We start from the raw sequence: 16801 nt of genomic DNA, 5'->3' as shown, positions 1-16801 counted from the left end.
AACCAACAGCAACGGCTCCAACTTCGGACCCCGCCGAGGCACCGACACACCACCAGAAGTACTCATCAAAAATCTAACGACGGACTACCGGCGCAGGTCACTAGCAGAGCCTCACGCACCAGGCTCGGCCCGAGCGCTCCGCCTTCCCCCGGCCATGCCTCCATCGCTGCCCGCCCAGAACCTGGATCCACTCGAGGGGCGTTCCTGTGCGGGCTGTCTTTGAGGCCTGGTATTGCGGGGGACGAGATGTTCGGAACGACTCCCTCAATGGGCCCGCCTATTGACCTGCACGGTTTGTCCTGTCCGGTCGCGACCGGACGGGCCTTGGCCCGAATCGTTGTGCTCACCGCGGTCACCTCCAGCACATTGCGGTTGGGTAGCTTAGGTGCTGGCGTGCTGCGGGCACGGGATGGGAGACGGGTATGGGCGCGGGTGCGCCGCAGGCGCCTCAGGGGCAACTTGCCGTGGTTGAGGGAGTGCTGGAGCGCATCACCTACGCGAACGAGGAGACCGGCTACACGGTGGCTCGGGTCGATACCGGGCGTGGAGTGAACGACCTGCTGACGGTGGTAGGGGCGCTGCTGGGTGCGCAGCCGGGTGAGTCGCTGCGGCTGCATGGGCGGTGGGGGTCGCACCCGCAGTACGGCAAGCAGTTCACGGTAGAGAACTACACGACTGTGTTGCCTGCCACGATCCAGGGTATCCGGCGGTACTTGGGGTCGGGGCTGATCAAGGGAATCGGTCCTCGGTTCGCTGAGCGGATTGTCGAGCATTTCGGCGTCTGCAGCCTCGAAGTCATCGAGCAGGAGCCTGAGCGGCTCATTGAGGTGCCGGGTCTCGGCCCGAAGCGCACCGCGCTGATCACGGCTGCCTGGGAGGAGCAGAAGTCCATCAAGGAGGTGATGGTCTTCTTGCAGGGCGTGGGCGTTTCCACCTCGCTGGCGGTGCGGATTTTCAAGAAGTACGGGGACAGCTCGATCGGTGTGGTCAAGAATGAGCCCTACCGGCTTGCTGCCGATGTCTGGGGTATTGGCTTTCTGACTGCCGACAAGATTGCCCAGGCCGTCGGGATCCCGCACGACAGCCCAGAGCGGGTCAAGGCGGGACTGCAGTACGCGCTCTCGCAGAGCAGCGATCAGGGGAATTGCTTCCTTCCTGAGGAGCGCCTGATCTCCGACGGGGTGAAACTCCTGCAGGTCGATGCCGGTCTGGTCATCGATTGCCTGGCCGAACTCGTCACCGATGAGGGCGTGGTTCGTGAACGTGTGCCCGGACCGGATGGGGAGCCGATCACGGCCGTGTATCTGGTGCCCTTCCACCGCGCCGAGACCTCCTTGGCGAACCAGTTGCTCAGACTCCTGCGGACCGACTGCGACAAGATGCCCGCCTTCGGCAGCCGCAGTGACACACCAGTCGACTGGACGAAGGCGCTGAACTGGCTGGCGCGGCAGACTGGTGCGGAACTGGCACCGGAGCAGCAGGAGGCAGTGAAGCTGGCGTTGACCGAGAAAGTCGCGGTCCTGACTGGCGGTCCGGGCTGCGGCAAGTCGTTCACGGTGAAGTCGATCGTGGCACTCGCCTTGGCGAAGAAGGCTAAGGTGGTCCTTGCTGCGCCGACTGGCCGTGCGGCCAAGCGTCTGTCGGAACTCACCGGGGCCGAGGCCTCGACGGTCCACCGGCTGCTGGAGTTGCGGCCCGGCGGTGACGCGGCCTACGACCGGGACCGGCCGTTGGAAGCAGACCTGGTGGTCGTGGACGAAGCTTCGATGTTGGACCTGATCCTGGCGAACAAGTTGGCCAAGGCGGTCGCGCTCGGTGCTCACCTGCTATTGGTCGGCGATGTTGACCAACTTCCCTCGGTTGGTGCGGGCGAGGTGCTGCGCGACATGCTCGCCACCCCTGGACCGATCCCCTCGGTGCGGCTGACGAAGGTCTTCCGGCAGGCCCAGCAGTCAGGGGTGGTGACCAACGCCCACCGGATCAACCAGGGGCTGTCCCCATTGACAGACGGCCTGTCTGACTTCTTTCTCTTCGTGGAGGATGACACCGACAATGCGGCCGGTCTTACCGTTGACGTGGCAGCGAGGCGGATCCCTCGGAAATTCGGCCTCGATCCGCGCCGCGATGTTCAGGTGCTGGTTCCCATGCACCGGGGCCTGGCTGGAGCGGGCAACCTCAACAGCCTTCTGCAGGCTGCCGTTACCCCTGCCCGGGAGGGAGTGCCGGAGCGCCGTTTCGGCGGCCGGACGTTCCGAGTGGGTGACAAAGTAACGCAGATCCGCAATAACTATGAGAAGGGGAAGAACGGGGTCTTCAATGGCACCGTTGGCGTGGTCACCGCCCTCAGCACCGAAGAGCAGAAGCTCATCGTGCTGACGGACGAGGACGAGGAGATCGGCTACGACTTCGACGAATTGGATGAGCTTGCGCACGCTTACGCCGTCACCATCCACCGGTCGCAGGGAAGCGAGTACCCGGCCGTGGTCATCCCCCTTACGACCTCGGCGTGGACCATGCTCCAGCGCAACCTCCTCTACACCGCCGTGACCAGGGCGAAGAAACTCGTGGTCCTGGTCGGCTCACGCAAGGCCTTGGGCCAGGCGGTCCGTAGCGTCAGCGCCGGCCGACGACACACCGCACTCGATCACCGACTGGTTACTGGGTGACCGGACAACCGCAAGCACAGTAGTGGGCCGCCGGTGGCGTGGATCGGGCTGCGGTCAGACGTGCGAGGCCGATTATCGACGGTATGAACCGCACGGCTGGCTACCCAGGGAGGAAGTTCGGTCTTCTCTGTTCCAGACGGCGTCCCGGTGCTCTGCGGGGACCCCGGGGGGGTTGGGACGGTGTCCCAGAACGAGTCCGAGTGTCGGAGTCAGGGGTGCTGCGCTGCTACCGTGCTGGGCATGTCACAGGCCGATACCCCGAGTCGCGCAGATGGCTTGCTCACCCTCGCTGCGGCCGATGCCTTGTGGCCCGAATTGCTGTCCAACAGTGCCGTTCCGGCCGCTCTGGAGGCGTTTACCAGCCTTCCTGCCGACGCACGGTCGGGGCACGTGCTTCTCGGCAGTCACCTGGTGCCCACGGTGCAGGATGCCGACGACCGCTGGCACGTTCAGGAAGTCGACGTTCGCCGGGCAGCGGCGGATCTGAGGTCGGTCAAGGTAAACAGGAATGCGCTGGTCCACATTGCGCCTTGCATTGTGCCCAGTACAGGACAAGAGGATGCTCAGGCACTGCGGTGGCGTCAGCGCCTGGACCGTGAATGGAGCCGAGTCCGCGACCACGATCTGCATGACTTGTCGTGGCAGCAGGCCGGCAACGGCGATCTGCGGCAGTTGGCGGGGATCGACTGGCGCCGTGCCCTGGTGGTACGGCCAAAGGCAGAGGCGGCACACACATGGTGGCTGCCGCGCACGCTGACCCAGGTGCTGGACGCCGCCGAGCGCACCGAGACACAGTGGTTGCTGGCCGCACGAGTCTGTAGCAGGTGCGGAGCGTACCCGGATGACCGGCCCGAGGCGCAGCGTATGCAGACAGGCAGAGGCCAGCAGACCATCTGCTCCGCCTGCAGCAACGCAACGTTGCGCCCGTACACCAGGGAGCTGGAAGGCCTTCTCTATTCGGCGCTCAGCAAGAAGCGCAGTTCACTTGAAGTCTCCGGGTGGAGGTGCGCCGTCTGCCAGGAGGCCGCCGCCAGCGTGATCGATCACTGCCACGAGCACGGTTACGTTCGCGCGCCCGTCTGCCAGGCCTGCAACACCCGTGAACGGCCGAACTACCTCTACCGCAACGACATCTATGTCACCGACCGCTACGTGTCCCTCTTTCACTCTCACGCCCAGGACTGGCTGCGGCACTGGCACCGTTGCCCCGGCTGCCGCGCTCGCACCACGCTCCCGCTCCCGCACCTGGCCGCACTCACTGCAGTGCTGGTTGGCGCTCCGATGCGCCCTACCCATCGTGTCCCTCACAGCTCACGCGGGCGCATCCCGTGCGGTGAATTGCGGGCTTCCTGGACGGGTAGTCACAACCAGCCCCGCTCCTGCATGATTACCCTGAGTGTGGACTACTGTCCCGGCGGGGAGCACCGCATCTTGGCGAAAGTTCCTTACCGGACAGCTGTGGACAGGTTCCGTACCTGGTTGGCCGAGATGGCTCCCGAGGTGGCTGCGGCTGCCGGGCCAAGCCGTTACGACACCGTCCCCGCCCAGTTCCGGCCGGTCATCCCGGATACCAGCAGCCCGCCCCCGTCTCTTTTCTGAGCGAAGGCGCTGCGTTCCGTCTTCCAGTCGGCGGCCCGTTCGGACTGGTGTCGAGCACGACGTTGTCGGTGCAGCGGAACCGTGGTTCAGGGACGGAAAGCGGCTCTGTCGCTACTTTGGGGTAGCGGCTTCTTGATCACGGTGAGGCAGGATGCGGCGTCGTGGAAGATCGAATTTGGCGCGGCCGTGGATCTGTGTCTTCGGCAGCTTGATGCTGGTGACGTTACCTTCGACTGCTCCGGACGTGTAGGTCGTGGTGAAGGCGGCTGCTTGGATGGCGGTGCGGTCGCGTCGCATGCAGTTGGCTGGAGTTCGGAGTTGGGTGTGCCGCACGATCGGGTGACAGGTTGACCTGCCACCCGAAACTGCATCAGACCCGTTCGCGTTGGCCGTCGAGGTGGACATCGGCGATCCAGACATCGAGGGCGAGGTGTTCGCTGTGGCGTTCGCGGACTATGGGTGCCAGATGGCGGGCGTACGCGGCTGCCCGTGGCCCCGCCAGTCAGCGCACCCTCGCCTACGACGGCCACGATGTAGTCCGGATCGCCAGCCGGATGGCGGGCCTTGGCCCGGCCGTCGGCACAGGACCCCGGAACTTGCGCGAATTATCTGCTTGTTCTGCGTGGACGGCTGTTGCTCTCGTTACTTGGGCAAGTCTCAGTCGGCACCTCGATTAATCAACCACGTCAACGTTAGCCGATCAGAGGAAGCTTCAATGAAGTATAGATGGGCTGTCAGCCACCGCGGGACCGCTCTGTATGCAGGGCCCGCGATGGCCGGATTTCCGGTAATGGCAGCCCTTGAGCTGACCGGATGCTCTGGCGAGAAGCCGGGCAATCCTGAGGTGGCCTCCATCGAATCCAAAGCGACTGCTGGCCAGCAGGAAGTCAAACCCACCAAGTCCTCGGCACCTGACGGCAGTGGCTGTCCACACATGCGGTTGGACGACTCTGTGGAGCAAAGAATGCAATACAGAAAGGCCCTCGTGGATTGCCTTTCAAAGCGCGGCATGGGTCCGGGTGCAAATGAAAAAGTGAGCAGTAAGGTAGAGGAAGCGGCGCTTGAGGCGTGCGAAAAATACAATGCACTTCCCCCACCGGAGCTCGACCCCTCCAAGAACCCGGACTACGCCGAGAATGTCGGCGCCATGATAAAGTGCCTCAATAGTCATGGCGCTAAGACTAACCGTAACTCTCGCTACGAATGATGAGCCAATCGGCTGGATTGCGAATCCTGCAAATTTGCCGAACGACTATGAGGACGTTAACAGCAACTGCCTGATTAGCTCTTTCGGAAATAAAAAGAAGTAGTGCTGCGCACGACGATTTCCCCTCCCCGGGGCTGCCAACGGGCGCCAGATGCAGGATCACGCCCTGGACGACCACTCCCCTCGGGCCTACACCGAGTACTGCAGTAGCAGGTCTTGAGTGTGTGATCCTTCCTCGGTCAAATTGTCTCCAGGGGCAGAGCCGTGTGGGGAGTGGGCCGTCGCGGCGGCGATAGTAGGCGACGGTGTGGCTGGCCAGCCTACGTCGGAGGCAGCGACCTCGGCAGCCGCATCATCCGGTCCGCCTCCAGCGCCTCGCGGGTGGTCTCCCATGAATTTGGACGGCGAGGAGCATCTGGGTTTCGCTGGCCGGGCGGCCGGCCCGCAGGAACCGGGCGCCAGGGGCTGGTCCGGCAAGGGCCGTGATGTGCGGCTGCCTAGGTCGCTGCCGTGATGCCCTCGGCGGGAGAACTCCTCGACGAGCGGCGGCGTCTCCAGGCGGTGGGCTGAGCGGGCGGGTGGCGAGGCGGCCGGTGCTCCTTTGCCCGGGTCCGCGCGCTGGGGCGGTCGCCCGGCTTGATCGTCTCCACGGACGCAGCAACGTCAGTCCGCGCGGGCTGGGGCAGTCGCACCGCAAGACCGGCCGCTGTCGCGCGGAACCGTTCGGTCCGGGCGGCGGCGGAACAACCGGGGGCCGACCGGGAGGAACGCAGCGGTGCGAGCAGACGGCCGCAGTCCTGGAGGCGGCCGTCCATGCCAGACGGCTCGACCGTCGTGGGCAGCCCGGGAAACACCGTGCTCGCAAGGGAATTGACGTCCACCGCATGGCCGTGATCTCCGAAGGGCCCACCGGCTCCACCATCGACTATGGGCCGGAGCCCTCGTTTGACACACCCCCCGTCGGCCGCGTCGGGTGTGGCCGTGGGCCGGCCCCCACCCACGCACCCCCCGCCGCCGAGCGGCGGCGGCCTGGTCCTCGCACATCCCAGTCCGGGGCGTCTCATCCGGCCAGCGTGACGGGCAGCGACTGCACCAGAGTGCCGATCTCCCGCTCGGCCAGCGGGACCTCGGTCTCCGGTACGGCGAGGCGCAGCCCGGGAAAGCGATCGGCCAGGGTGAGCAGGGCAACAGTGAGCACGGTCTTCGCCATACTTACGCCGGGGCAGTAGTGGCGGCCACCGCCGAACCCGATGTTGCGCGGAGCCGGGCGGCCGGGCCGGAACTGCTGGGGCGCCTCGTAGACCTCAGGGTCGTGCAGGGCGGATATCCAGGCCAGGAGTACGGGCTGGCCGGCGGGTACGGTGCCGGAGGGCAGTTCAATGTCCGCCAAGGCGGTCCGCAGCGCTGCGGCGTTCCCCGCGTAGACCAGGCGCAGCAGTTCCTCGACCACGGCTCCCATCCCGTCCTCATCGTTGGGCAGTCGGGCCCAGCGCTCCGCTCCAGCGGTCAGCAGATACAGCACGGACCGGCCGAGTACGGCGGCCGGGGCCTCCGATCCGGCCGACAGCAGGAGTTTCACGATGCTCATCAAGTCCGCGTCGGACAACCGCGCCCCCTCCACCGTAGAGTCGGCGAGGTCCCGGAGCAGCGGTGCGCCGGGCCGCGTCCGCGAGGGATCGGCTGTGAGGTCGCGGACGAAGGCATCGAACTCGTCGTTCAGCACGGCACGCTCGTCCGCTTCAACGTGCTGCGACATGGTGTAGGCCCCCGACCAGCGCCGGATGTCGCCGTACGCGTCCGGCGGTACGCCCAGCAGCGCACCGATGGTGCGCAGGGGGAACCAGTCCGTGAACGACTCGACCAGGTCCACGACCGGGCCCCGGTCACCCATCCGATCGGCCAGTTCCGTCGCGACGCGTTCGATCAGCGGCCGGTATGTGGCTACCCGCGGGGCGCTCAGTGTCTGCGTCGTGATCCGATGGATGAGGGAGTGTGTTGCCGTCTCCTGATTGATCATCAGGTCTGGGTCGTAGAGGAAGTTCGGCTCGGCGCTGTTGCGCGGGGCCTGTGGCAGGACGTGGTTACGCGAGAGGCGGGGGTCGAGCACCGCGGCGGCGACGTCGGCGTGCCGGACCAGCAGAATGGCGCTGTCACCGCTCGGCAGCCGCACCTTGCCGAAGGGGCATTCTGCGCGTCGACTCGCGTACTGCGGCGGTGGCGCTGGGAAGTCCCCCCCCGGGGAACGGGAAGGGCGGCAGGGGGTCTGCTGCATTCATCTGAAGCTCCTGACAGACGCAGGGGTGGGCCGAAAAGGAGCGGGCGGCGGCGTCTCCCGCTGAGCGGGACTGCCGGCGGACCGCGGTGCTCCTAGTGGCATCGGTCGGTCGAGACGGCTGCGTCGTCGTGGCGGACGGCGCAGCGGCTTGGGTCACAGCCGCCCGGCGTGCTCCGCGGGCGTCCCGTCCGGGAGGGCCGGGGTGGCGGGTTGCGGGGCGGCACCGGGAGCGGATTGGGGAAGGGGGACGTGCGCGAGCACTGCGGCGGCCTCGGAGACCTCCGCGCACACGGCCAGCATGTCGCTGGTGCCGGCGTGGACGATGGTCTCCGTCCCGGCCAGCACCATCGATCCGAGGTAGGAGCCGAGCGCGCACAGCACACTCAGTTTGGGAACCCGTCCTGTGGCACCGGGATACTGCTCATCCCAGGCCGGATCACAAGCGTCGATGGCCTCCTGCACGATCCAGCTCTGGTGGTTCGCCGACCGGTCCCATGCCTTTTCCAGCAGGTCCAGGTCGTGACACGAGGGATCGTCCAGTAGGCAGATCCCAGATCCGCCGCTGCCGCTGTAGACGTCGGAGCCGGCGTACTTCAGAACGTACGGACGCGTGCGCACCACATCGGCGAACGCGCGGCGGGAGACCATGTCGCCGCCGGGCAGTTGGACACCATCGGCTTCCAGGACAGCTGTGTACGGAAACAGGTCGCGATCCTGGTCGGTGAAGAGGTCGCGGGTAAAACGCCAGAAAGGCAGAGCGGTGGTGATCTTGCTGAAGAACATCGCGTTCAGCGACGGGTCATACAGGTACGGTTCGCGGGCGGCACGGGCGAGGTGCCGGTCAGGGTGTTGCTCGTGGAAGAGGCCCGGTAGGGAATGGGAGCGGATGTGCCGGACGTCGTCGGGCCCGACACCGGCGTCGGTGCCGTAGTAGCGCACTCCAGCGGCCCGTGTGCGCTCGATGAAGTAGCGGACCCCGGTCTGGCTGGTCGCGGTGTCGACCAGGTAGAGCAGTGCTGGGTCCGGTGTGCCGAGCGTGCGCCGCAGGGCCTCCGCGTACACCCCGGCCACCGCGGCGGCATCCGGTCCGGCGCCGGGGTGGAAGGCGGCCTGATGGTCAGCCTGCAGCAGGTACTCGCCCCAGCCCGAACCGGGGACCTGGATTTCGTAAAGCTTGCCGCTCAGGGACTCGTCGGTCCGAAAGCTGTGCGGCACGGTCATTGCCGCCGTTCCCAGCGAGCGGTGAAAGCCGAGACCGTGGTGGTCGGGCAGGTCACCGTAGAGCGCGGATCCGACGACCGGCGGCAGGTCGCTGTCGAGAACGGCACGGTAGACGCGCAGACAGTTGCGGAAGAAGTCGTCAACTGCGCGGGGACGCGCCCGCGACAGAGCCGCGCGTTGGGCGGAGGGGCGGAAGGGGTGAGGCGCCGGAGGAAGACAGAGGGACGCGCCCGCCCCGAGCCAGTGACCGAGGTGGTCCTGATACCACGTCCTCTCTTCGGTGGATAGCCGCGAAGAGGCCGGCTGCGCGGCCGCTGTCAGCGGGCTCACCAGATCCCGTCCAGGACCCGCATCACGTTGCCGCCGACCACTGCGGCGATCGAGGCGTCGTCCCACCCCTCACGTACCAGGCAACGCACGATGTTCGGGAAGCACTCCCCGGGGTTCTCCAAGCCCCTCACGTACTCGGTCGGCTCGAACGCCGGTCCGGCAGCGTGGAAGGCGGCCATGTCCAGCGTCTCGGCGAGCGCGCCGTGCAGGGCCACGTGGTCACCGAAAAAGGTGTCAGGTCCGAAGGCCACGTGGTCCATGCCCACCAACTCCACGCAGTACCGCAGGTGGTCCAGCACCGACTCGATGTCATGGCGCGGATGGGCGGCGCTCAGCGTGGTGTGAGGCGCGGCCTCCAGGCCGATGAGTCCACCGCGGGCGGCACACGCGCGGATCACCTCGTCCGGTTTCATCCGGCGGGTGTTCCACACCGCCCGCGCCCCGGCGTGGGTGATGAGCACCGGGTTTTCGCTCGCCTCGATGACGTCCATGGCCGTGCGGTCTCCGGCGTGTGACAGGTCGATCGCCATGCCGAGACGGTTCATCCGTTGTACTGCCAGGCGTCCGAACGCGGTCAGCCCGTGGTCGACAGGCGCCTGCAGCCCGTATCCCAGCGCGTTGCGCTCCTGGTAGGCGATTCCGAGTTGCCGGACGCCGAGGCCGTAGAGGACGTCGATGCGGTCGAGATCCTCGCCGATCAGCTCTGCGCCCTCCAGCCCTATGACCAAGGCCAGCCGGCCGGTAGCATGCGCGCGGCGGATCTCGGCCGCGGTGCGGGCGTGAACGACGAAGTCCTGGTGGGCGACGTCACCTAAGCGCATGCCCAGGTCGGTAACGGTGGCGTCCCACGACCACCCCGGTCCGCCCACGTTGTCGAACACGGCGTCGAGTTGGGAATGGCTCAGCCCTTCGTAGCCGAGGGCGACGCGGCCGGACCTCTGGTAGGCGCCCAGCTGTGACATCTCGGCAGGCAGCCGAAAGGGGTGGTCGTGCAGCGAGATCACGATGTGCTCACCCAACAGGCCCCGCGCCCGTTCCTCCTGATCGAAGCTCAAGCCGCAGTCGTACGCGGGGAGGCGGCCAACGTCGGGCGCGAGAGCGAAGACCGGGTGGTCGGCGTGGGGCTCTAAATAGGAGAAAGCCTCATAACCGTCGTGACGCCGGAGCGAGGTATTGCCGGTGTGGCGTCCGTTCGCCTCCTGGAGCACCCGGTCGCTCGCCGAGGCTGCTGGGGTGCGCCGCGATAATGTGGAATCGTGGTCCATCGAACGTTCCTTGCGTGTGACATATAGAGGAACTGACGTTATTCGGTGGATCGTCCTCATCGATAGAACTTAAGTGCCGATAAGCACCTACGGTCATCGTGCCGAGCAGGGACAGCCACGTGTGCGATGGGAGCGTCTATCCAGCACGTTCTGTAGCCTCGTCTGAGCCGGGTTGGCGTTGGGAGGGTTACGGTATGGCGCGCACGTGGTTGTCGATCCGGGTCGAACGGATCTCCGGGCAGGGCGGATGGCCTCGGCCGGTTCGCGTTTTCGCCGCGTCACCGGCGCATTCCTTCGCGCAGCTCGGGGAGGCGATCGATCAGGATTTCGCCCGGTGGGACCTGTCCCACCTGCATCTGTTCACGCTGTCCGATGGAACGGGCGTCAGCCTGCTGGAGTGGTGGGATGGCTGGGCCCCGGACGGCACCATCGACGGCCGCGCGACCAAGCTCGGCAGGTTGCAGGGCGGTGCGCAGTTCGCCTATGCCTTCGATATGAGAGAGCAGTGGGCTCACTTGTGCACCGTGGGCGCCCAGCGCGTCGACCCAAAGACGGAGCTCGGCGTTGTGCCCGACCGCCCGCTGCCGTACTGGGGCTGGGGAAGCCTGCCGGACCAGTACGGGCGCCGCTGGGACGGTGACGACGGCGAGTCAGCCGTGCCCAAGAGGCCCCGGGGGCTGAGTGATCTGCCGCCGATCCTGCCATGGTGGGGTGAGCGACAACTACGCTGAGCTTCACCTTGCGTGGTCGAGACAGGCGGCAGCAGGGGCTCGATTCTCTTGGTCGCCTGCCCCATGCAGTCCTGCCTCATGCGCCTGACGCGGTGATCGGTGGCATTAGGTCTGACCTGTGGCTTTTCCACTGGTGGGGGTCTGGTGCACGATCGGGTGACATCTTAGTCTGCCCTGTGGGGCGGGTGGGAAGGATGTCGCTGTGCCCAAGCCTTATCCGGAAGAGTTCCGCCAAGTCGTCGTGCGAGTCGCGAGGAACCGTGGCCCCGGGGTGACGGTCGAGCAGGTGGCCACCGACTTCGGAGTCCATCCGATGACGTTGTGGAAGTGGATGCGCCGTGCGGACATCGACGTCGGGGCCAGGCCCGGGGTGATCAGGCACGAGAGCGCGGAACTGCGGGAAGCGCGTCGGCGGATCAAGCTGCTGGAGCAGGAGAACGAGGTCCTGCGCCGGGCCGCGGCCTATCCGTCGGAGGCGCATCTGCCGGGAAAAGGATCTACCCGCTCGTGAGGGAGCTGGCCGCAGACGGGATGCTCGTCACGGTGAAGTGCCGGGGACTGAGGCTCGCCAGACAGCCCTACTACCGCTGGCTCGACAAGCCGGTGGCCGACGCCGTGTTGGAGGAGGCTCATCGAGCGAACGCGCTGGTTGACGTCCATTGCGAGGATCCCGAATTCGGGTCTGCGGATCGCGAAACATGTCGCTTCGCCAGGCGACGGCGTTCCGCACAACCACTCCGTGGATACCCGGCTTCCAGATCCAGAGGACTTTGTACCCGAAGCCGTATTTGTGACGGGCCGAGCATAGGCAGACATAGTTACCGCTGGGCTCGCTGAGACAACGCCGCGTCGCGGCATTTTTTGATGTCCCTTCGAGTGGCGGATCGAACGGGGATCACAGGTCGGAGATCCACCACGCGCTTGTGGAGCCGGGCAGTTCACCGACTTCACAGGGGCCACTGGCAAGCAGCGGCGCTTTGGGGACAGGCGTGGCGGTGGGCGTGGTGCCAAAGTTGATCGCGCAGACAAGACCGTCGCCGCGCGTGAAGGCGAGGACGCCCGGTGGGGTGTTCAACCACTGCAAGGTGCCTTCGCCCATTTGGGGCAGCGTGGCACGCAGTTGCAAGCCGTCGCGGTACAGGTGCCAGAAGGAACGGGTGTCGGTGAGGGCGCGGTCGGTGGCGTACTGGGCGAACCAGTCGGGCTGTGGCAGCCAGGGCTTTGCGGCCTGGATCCCGGTGGTGAACCCGAACGGGGATGCCTGCCCCGACCACGGCAAGGGCACCCGGCAGCCGTCGCGGATACGGGCCCGGCTGCCTGTGCGGTAGAAGATCGGGTCGGTGAGTACGTCATCGGGGAGGTCGACGACTTCGGGCAGGCCCAGTTCCTCGCCCTGGTAGATGTAGGCGGCGCCGGGCAGGGCCAGCATCAGCAGGGCAGCGGCACGTGCGCGGGCGGCACCCAGGCCGCTGCCCTCGGTGGCGGGTTCGCCGTAACGGGTGACGCTACGGACCTGGTCGTGGTTGTTGAGGACCCAGGTGACGGTCGAGCCGGTGCCGGCTATGTCTTGTACGGCCTCAGAGATGACCTTGCGGAATGCGTCGGCGTCCCAGGGGGCACCTAGGAGGTCGAAGAAGAAAGCCTGGTGCAGTTCGTCCGGGCGCACGTACTGCGCATGCTCACGGGCGGTCGGCACGGACACTTCGCCGACCAGTAGCCGCTCACGGCCGTCCTGGGCCGTGTACTCCTCGCACACCGCGCGCCAGTGCCGCCACACGTCGTGCACCTCAGGCTGGTTCCATGCCAGTGGGTTGACGGAGTCGCGGGTACGGGCATCTGCCTCTGGGTCCGGTGAGTCGGGCAGTTCGGGGTGTTTGAAGAGGCCCGCTGCAACATCGATACGGAAGCCGTCGACGCCTCGATCGAGCCAGAAGCGCAGCACTCGCTCGAACTCGGCCTTCACGTCGGGTGTGCGCCAGTTCCAGTCGGGCTGCTCGGGAGTGAACATATGCAGATACCACTGCCCGGGTCGTCCGTCTACCTCGGTGATACGGGTCCAGGCGGGTCCGCCGAACATGGCATGCCAGTTGTTGGGGGGCTGGCTGCCGTCGGGGCCTCGGCCATCGGCGAAGTGGAACCGGGCGCGAGCCGCGCTTGCGGGAGCAGAGGCGAGTGCGTCCTGGAACCAGGGGTGTTCGCTTGAACAGTGGTTGGGAACAATGTCCAGCAAAACCTTCACACCGAGCCGGCGAGCCGCGCCCACCAGTTGGTCGAACTCCCTGAGATTGCCGAAGAGGGGGTCCACGTCGCAGTAGTCGGCCACGTCATAGCCGTGATCACGCTGGGGCGACGGGTAGAACGGGCTCAGCCAGATCCCGTCGACGCCCAGCCTCTTCAGATACGGCAACCCGGCCCTCACCCCGGCTAGATCGCCGATCCCGTCACCCGTACTGTCCAGGAAACTGCGGACATACACCTGGTAGATCACCGCATCACGCCACCAATGGTGGGCGCGGATGTGCTTGGGACTCACCCCGTAGACCTGTCTATGCGTGCCAAGGCGGGCCCTGCAGGGCGTCACCGCGATACATACATGTTAAGTATACGTGCCAGAGAAGTGTCAACGGATGGATAGAAGATAGCCCGTACCTGCAGGGAAACGTCCCACTTTAGGTAGAGATAGAAAGGGCCATGAAACCCGTCGGTGCTACTTAACGGGTAACTAGGAGCGAAAAAGGGACAACCTCAGCGTTTCCCGCTTGGGCCGGCTCGTAGCCACCAGCAAATACCGGGACTTACCCCGACCCGGCCGTATCCTCGGACCCCTGCGCGAGGATGCCGATGCCGCCACGCCGTTGGCCCAACGACTGACCACGGAGGAGAGCTCAGTCTTCTGCCAACAGCACGCCGCCAGGTTGCGTCGATGGAAGTGGTGTAGCGGGTTGGACCTGATCCGGGGGTTTGCTCCGGCGCCCGGGTTGGTGCCCGCATAGCAAGACGGCCACTGGCTGATCTTCGAAGGGCCGAAGCCTCGAAGGAGGTCAGCACGTGACCGCTAGTGACCTGCGCCGGTAGTCCGTCGTTAGATTTTTGATGAGTACTTCTGGTGGTGTGTCGGTGTGAACCGTTCCGGGTTCGGTAGAGATCTCAGACGTTGTGTGTGACCTGGGGTTTCGTGGTGTTGAGGTAGTGGTTCGCTTCGTACTCGACGGGCGGGATGTGGCCTATCTCTCCGTGGAGTCGGCTGTGGTTGTACCAGTCGATCCACTCGGCGGTGGCCAGTTCGACCTGGGACAGCGTCCTCCAGGGCCGCTGCGGCTTGATCAGCTCAGTCTTGTAGAGCCCGATGGTCGACTCCATCAGGGCGTTGTCCAGGGCGTCCCCGACGGAGCCGATGCTCGCCGCGATGCCGGCGACGTCGAGATGTTCGGCCAGCTTGAACGAGGTGTATTGGGACCCGGCATCCGAATGATGTATCAACTCGCCGCGCACGTAGAAATGTTGATCGCGATCGCGTTGCCATAGGGCCATTTCCAGCGCGTCCAGGACGAGCCGGGTCTCCTTCGTGGTGGCCGCCGACCAGCCGACGATGCGGCGCGAGAAGGTGTCCACGACGAAGGCGACGTAGACGACGCCGGTCCAGGTCGCCACGTGCGTGAAGTCCGCGACCCAGCAGCGGTTCGGTGCGTCGGCGACAAAGTCGCGGTCGACCAGGTCCGGAGCCCGGGGTGCGGCCGGATCCGGGATCGTGGTGATCACCCTCTTACCGCGGACGGCGCCGGTGATGCCGAGTTCACGCATGAGGCGTTCGACGGTGCAGCGGGCCACGGGATGTCCCTGCCGGTTCAGGTGCTGCCAGATCTTTCTGGCGCCGTAGACGCGGTAGTTGGTGTCGTACGCCTCGTTGATCAGCGCCTTCAGTTCGGTGTCGCGGACGGTGCGGGCCGCAGGCGTGGCCTGGCGTTTGTGGTGGGCGTAGTAGGTGGAGGGGGCGATCTTGCAGGAGTGCTCGGTGAGGACCCGGCAGATCGGCTCGACGCCGCCGAAGCGGCCCTTGTGCTCGTCGATGAACGCTACGAGCGCGTGTGTGGCCGGTCGAGCTCGGCCGTGAAGAAAGACGCCGCAGCCTTGAGGATCTCGTTGGCCCGCTTCAGCTCGGCGTTCTCCTTCTTCAGCCGCTTCAGCTCGGCCGACTCCTCCGTTGTCGTCCCCGGTCGGGTGCCGGCATCGATCTCGTCCTGGCGGACCCATTTGCGCAGCGTCTCGGTCGTTCCGATACCCAGCTTCTGGGCGACCGCTTTCATCGCGGCCCACTCGGTGTCGTAATCGGGCCGCACCTCGGCGACCATCCGCACCGCACGACGGCGCAGCTCAAGCGGGTACTGGGAAGGACGTGCCATGACTCGATCCTCTCAAACGATCGAGTCCCTACCGAACCCGGAGCGGTTCATTGAACGGTGTGACTCGGTTGGTGTGGGTTATCGGCGGCCGGTTGTGAGTCGACCGCCGAAGGTGGTGTCGAAAGCCTGGATTGCGGGTTTCCAGCGCATAGTCCAGCGTTGAGGCTTTGGGCGGTGGGGATCGGGCTCATGACGCCAGGTAGAAGCATTTCAGCGTGGCGGCCTTGTTCGGGAAGTGTCCGCGGGCTCGGACGGCTTTGCGTATATGGGCGTTGAGCGACTCGATGGCGTTGGTGGTGCTGACGACGCGTCGGATTTCGGTGTCGAAGTGGAGGAAGGATACCAACTCGGGCCGGGAGCTTTCCCAGAGCCGAATGATCGCCGGATACTCGGCGCCCCATTGCCCTGGTCCAGGAAGCGGTCCTCGGCGGCTTTCGCGGTCGGGGCCATGTGGATGGGCTTGAGCGCGCGGGACATCTGGTCCTAGTCCTGTCGGCCCGCGAAGCGGAACGAACCCCGGATCAGGTGGACAACGCAGGTCTGGATGACAGTCTGTAGCGGCGGTGCCGATCGTGTCGGGCAGCCCTTTGAGTCCGTCGCAGACGACCATGCACACCTCCTCGCCGCCGCGGCTTTTCGGTGAGGACCTGGAGCCAGTAATCGGCGCTTTTACCGCCGTCGCCGGCCCACAGGCCGAGGATGTCGCCGGTCCCGTCGACGTGACCGCGAGCGCGACGCAGAACGGGCGGTTGGCAACCCGACCGTCGCCGACCTTCACATGCCCATGCACGCAGTCGATGAAAAGCATCGGATGAACCGGGCCCAGCGGACGGCTCCGCCCTTCGGCCATGCCATCCATTACCTTGTCGGTGACCATGGAAATGGTCTGCCTGGAAACGTTTGCGCCGTAAGCCTCGGCCGGTGCGCGGAGATATCGCCGTGCGTCAGACCATCGTGTCAGCGCTGGTGGACCGCTGGTCCCCAGCAAGGTGAGGCAGGAAGCTCCGCCCTCCCGGGCCCCGCGGGGCCCGGCCCGTGCGTCCTACCAGTTGTAGTACGGGTTGACCTTCATGCACGCCGACTTGTCGGAGGCGTTGAGCGCGTTCG

11 protein-coding genes are annotated in these 16801 nt (G+C 65.9%); 5 read left to right on the top strand and 6 right to left on the bottom strand.

What is annotated here, in order from left to right; all coding sequences use genetic code 11:
- Positions 1-422 precede the first annotated feature (422 nt).
- The 3 genes from ACIP98_RS40425 to ACIP98_RS40415 all read left to right on the top strand — a co-directional run bounded on the left by ACIP98_RS40425 (position 423) and on the right by ACIP98_RS40415 (position 5472).
- Positions 423-2666: an ATP-dependent RecD-like DNA helicase gene (locus tag ACIP98_RS40425; protein WP_401981571.1), complete on the top strand. Its 2244-nt coding sequence runs from the start codon at positions 423-425 to the stop codon at positions 2664-2666.
- Positions 2667-2906: 240 nt separating this feature from the next.
- Positions 2907-4265 carry an endonuclease domain-containing protein gene (locus ACIP98_RS40420; protein ID WP_401981569.1) on the top strand — a complete coding sequence of 453 codons (1359 nt, stop codon included), beginning with the start codon at positions 2907-2909 and terminating at the stop codon, positions 4263-4265.
- A 790-nt stretch (positions 4266-5055) separates the two neighbouring features.
- Positions 5056-5472, top strand: coding sequence for a hypothetical protein (locus ACIP98_RS40415; protein ID WP_401981567.1), 417 nt, complete (start codon positions 5056-5058; stop codon positions 5470-5472).
- Positions 5473-6532: 1060 nt separating this feature from the next.
- Here ACIP98_RS40415 and ACIP98_RS40410 read toward each other — a convergent pair.
- The 3 genes from ACIP98_RS40410 to ACIP98_RS40400 form a co-directional block, all read right to left on the bottom strand.
- The gene (locus ACIP98_RS40410) at positions 6533-7642 is read right to left on the bottom strand and encodes a cytochrome P450 (RefSeq protein WP_401981564.1); all 1110 of its coding nucleotides are present in this window, start codon (positions 7640-7642) and stop codon (positions 6533-6535) included.
- Between the two features lie 258 nt (positions 7643-7900).
- Positions 7901-9364, bottom strand: coding sequence for a hypothetical protein (locus ACIP98_RS40405; RefSeq protein ID WP_401981562.1), 1464 nt, complete (start codon positions 9362-9364; stop codon positions 7901-7903).
- Positions 9295-10563 (bottom strand): dipeptidase, encoded by a 1269-nt coding sequence (locus ACIP98_RS40400; RefSeq protein ID WP_401981560.1) that lies wholly within the window; start codon positions 10561-10563, stop codon positions 9295-9297. The genes ACIP98_RS40405 and ACIP98_RS40400 overlap by 70 nt, the downstream gene beginning before the upstream one ends.
- A gap of 194 nt (positions 10564-10757) precedes the next feature.
- Here ACIP98_RS40400 and ACIP98_RS40395 point away from each other — a divergent pair, with 194 nt between their 5' ends.
- The gene (locus ACIP98_RS40395) at positions 10758-11294 is read left to right on the top strand and encodes a hypothetical protein (RefSeq protein WP_401981558.1); all 537 of its coding nucleotides are present in this window, start codon (positions 10758-10760) and stop codon (positions 11292-11294) included.
- 202 nt (positions 11295-11496) lie between these two features.
- The gene (locus ACIP98_RS40390) at positions 11497-11805 is read left to right on the top strand and encodes a transposase (protein ID WP_401981556.1); all 309 of its coding nucleotides are present in this window, start codon (positions 11497-11499) and stop codon (positions 11803-11805) included.
- Positions 11806-12189: 384 nt separating this feature from the next.
- On the opposite strand, the gene ACIP98_RS40385 is transcribed toward ACIP98_RS40390, so the two are convergent.
- From ACIP98_RS40385 to ACIP98_RS40375, 3 genes are all read right to left on the bottom strand, one after another.
- Positions 12190-13812 (bottom strand): alpha-amylase family glycosyl hydrolase, encoded by a 1623-nt coding sequence (locus tag ACIP98_RS40385; RefSeq protein WP_401981574.1) that lies wholly within the window; start codon positions 13810-13812, stop codon positions 12190-12192.
- 629 nt (positions 13813-14441) lie between these two features.
- A protein-coding gene (locus ACIP98_RS40380) for an IS3 family transposase (RefSeq protein WP_401981553.1) occupies positions 14442-15694 on the bottom strand; the annotation gives its coding sequence in 2 pieces (ribosomal slippage) (positions 14442-15412 and positions 15412-15694; 1254 coding nt in all).
- 187 nt (positions 15695-15881) lie between these two features.
- Positions 15882-16571: a transposase gene (locus tag ACIP98_RS40375; protein WP_401981551.1), complete on the bottom strand. Its 690-nt coding sequence runs from the start codon at positions 16569-16571 to the stop codon at positions 15882-15884.
- Positions 16572-16801 lie beyond the last annotated feature (230 nt).

It is taken from the genome of Streptomyces sp. NPDC088354 (genome assembly GCF_044753585.1).
GTDB lineage: Bacteria > Actinomycetota > Actinomycetes > Streptomycetales > Streptomycetaceae > Actinacidiphila.
The sequence above is the reverse complement of the archived record's forward strand: the minus strand, read 5'-3'. Positions and strand labels throughout refer to the sequence as shown.

Coding starts and splice junctions, on each gene's coding strand:
- ACIP98_RS40425 (WP_401981571.1), top strand. CDS start 423: ATGGGCGCGGGTGCGCCGCAGGCGCCTCAGGGGCAACTTGCCGTGGTT.
- ACIP98_RS40420 (WP_401981569.1), top strand. CDS start 2,907: ATGTCACAGGCCGATACCCCGAGTCGCGCAGATGGCTTGCTCACCCTC.
- ACIP98_RS40415 (WP_401981567.1), top strand. CDS start 5,056: ATGGCAGCCCTTGAGCTGACCGGATGCTCTGGCGAGAAGCCGGGCAAT.
- ACIP98_RS40400 (WP_401981560.1), bottom strand. CDS start 10,563: ATGGACCACGATTCCACATTATCGCGGCGCACCCCAGCAGCCTCGGCG.
- ACIP98_RS40395 (WP_401981558.1), top strand. CDS start 10,758: ATGGCGCGCACGTGGTTGTCGATCCGGGTCGAACGGATCTCCGGGCAG.
- ACIP98_RS40375 (WP_401981551.1), bottom strand. CDS start 16,571: ATGGTCACCGACAAGGTAATGGATGGCATGGCCGAAGGGCGGAGCCGT.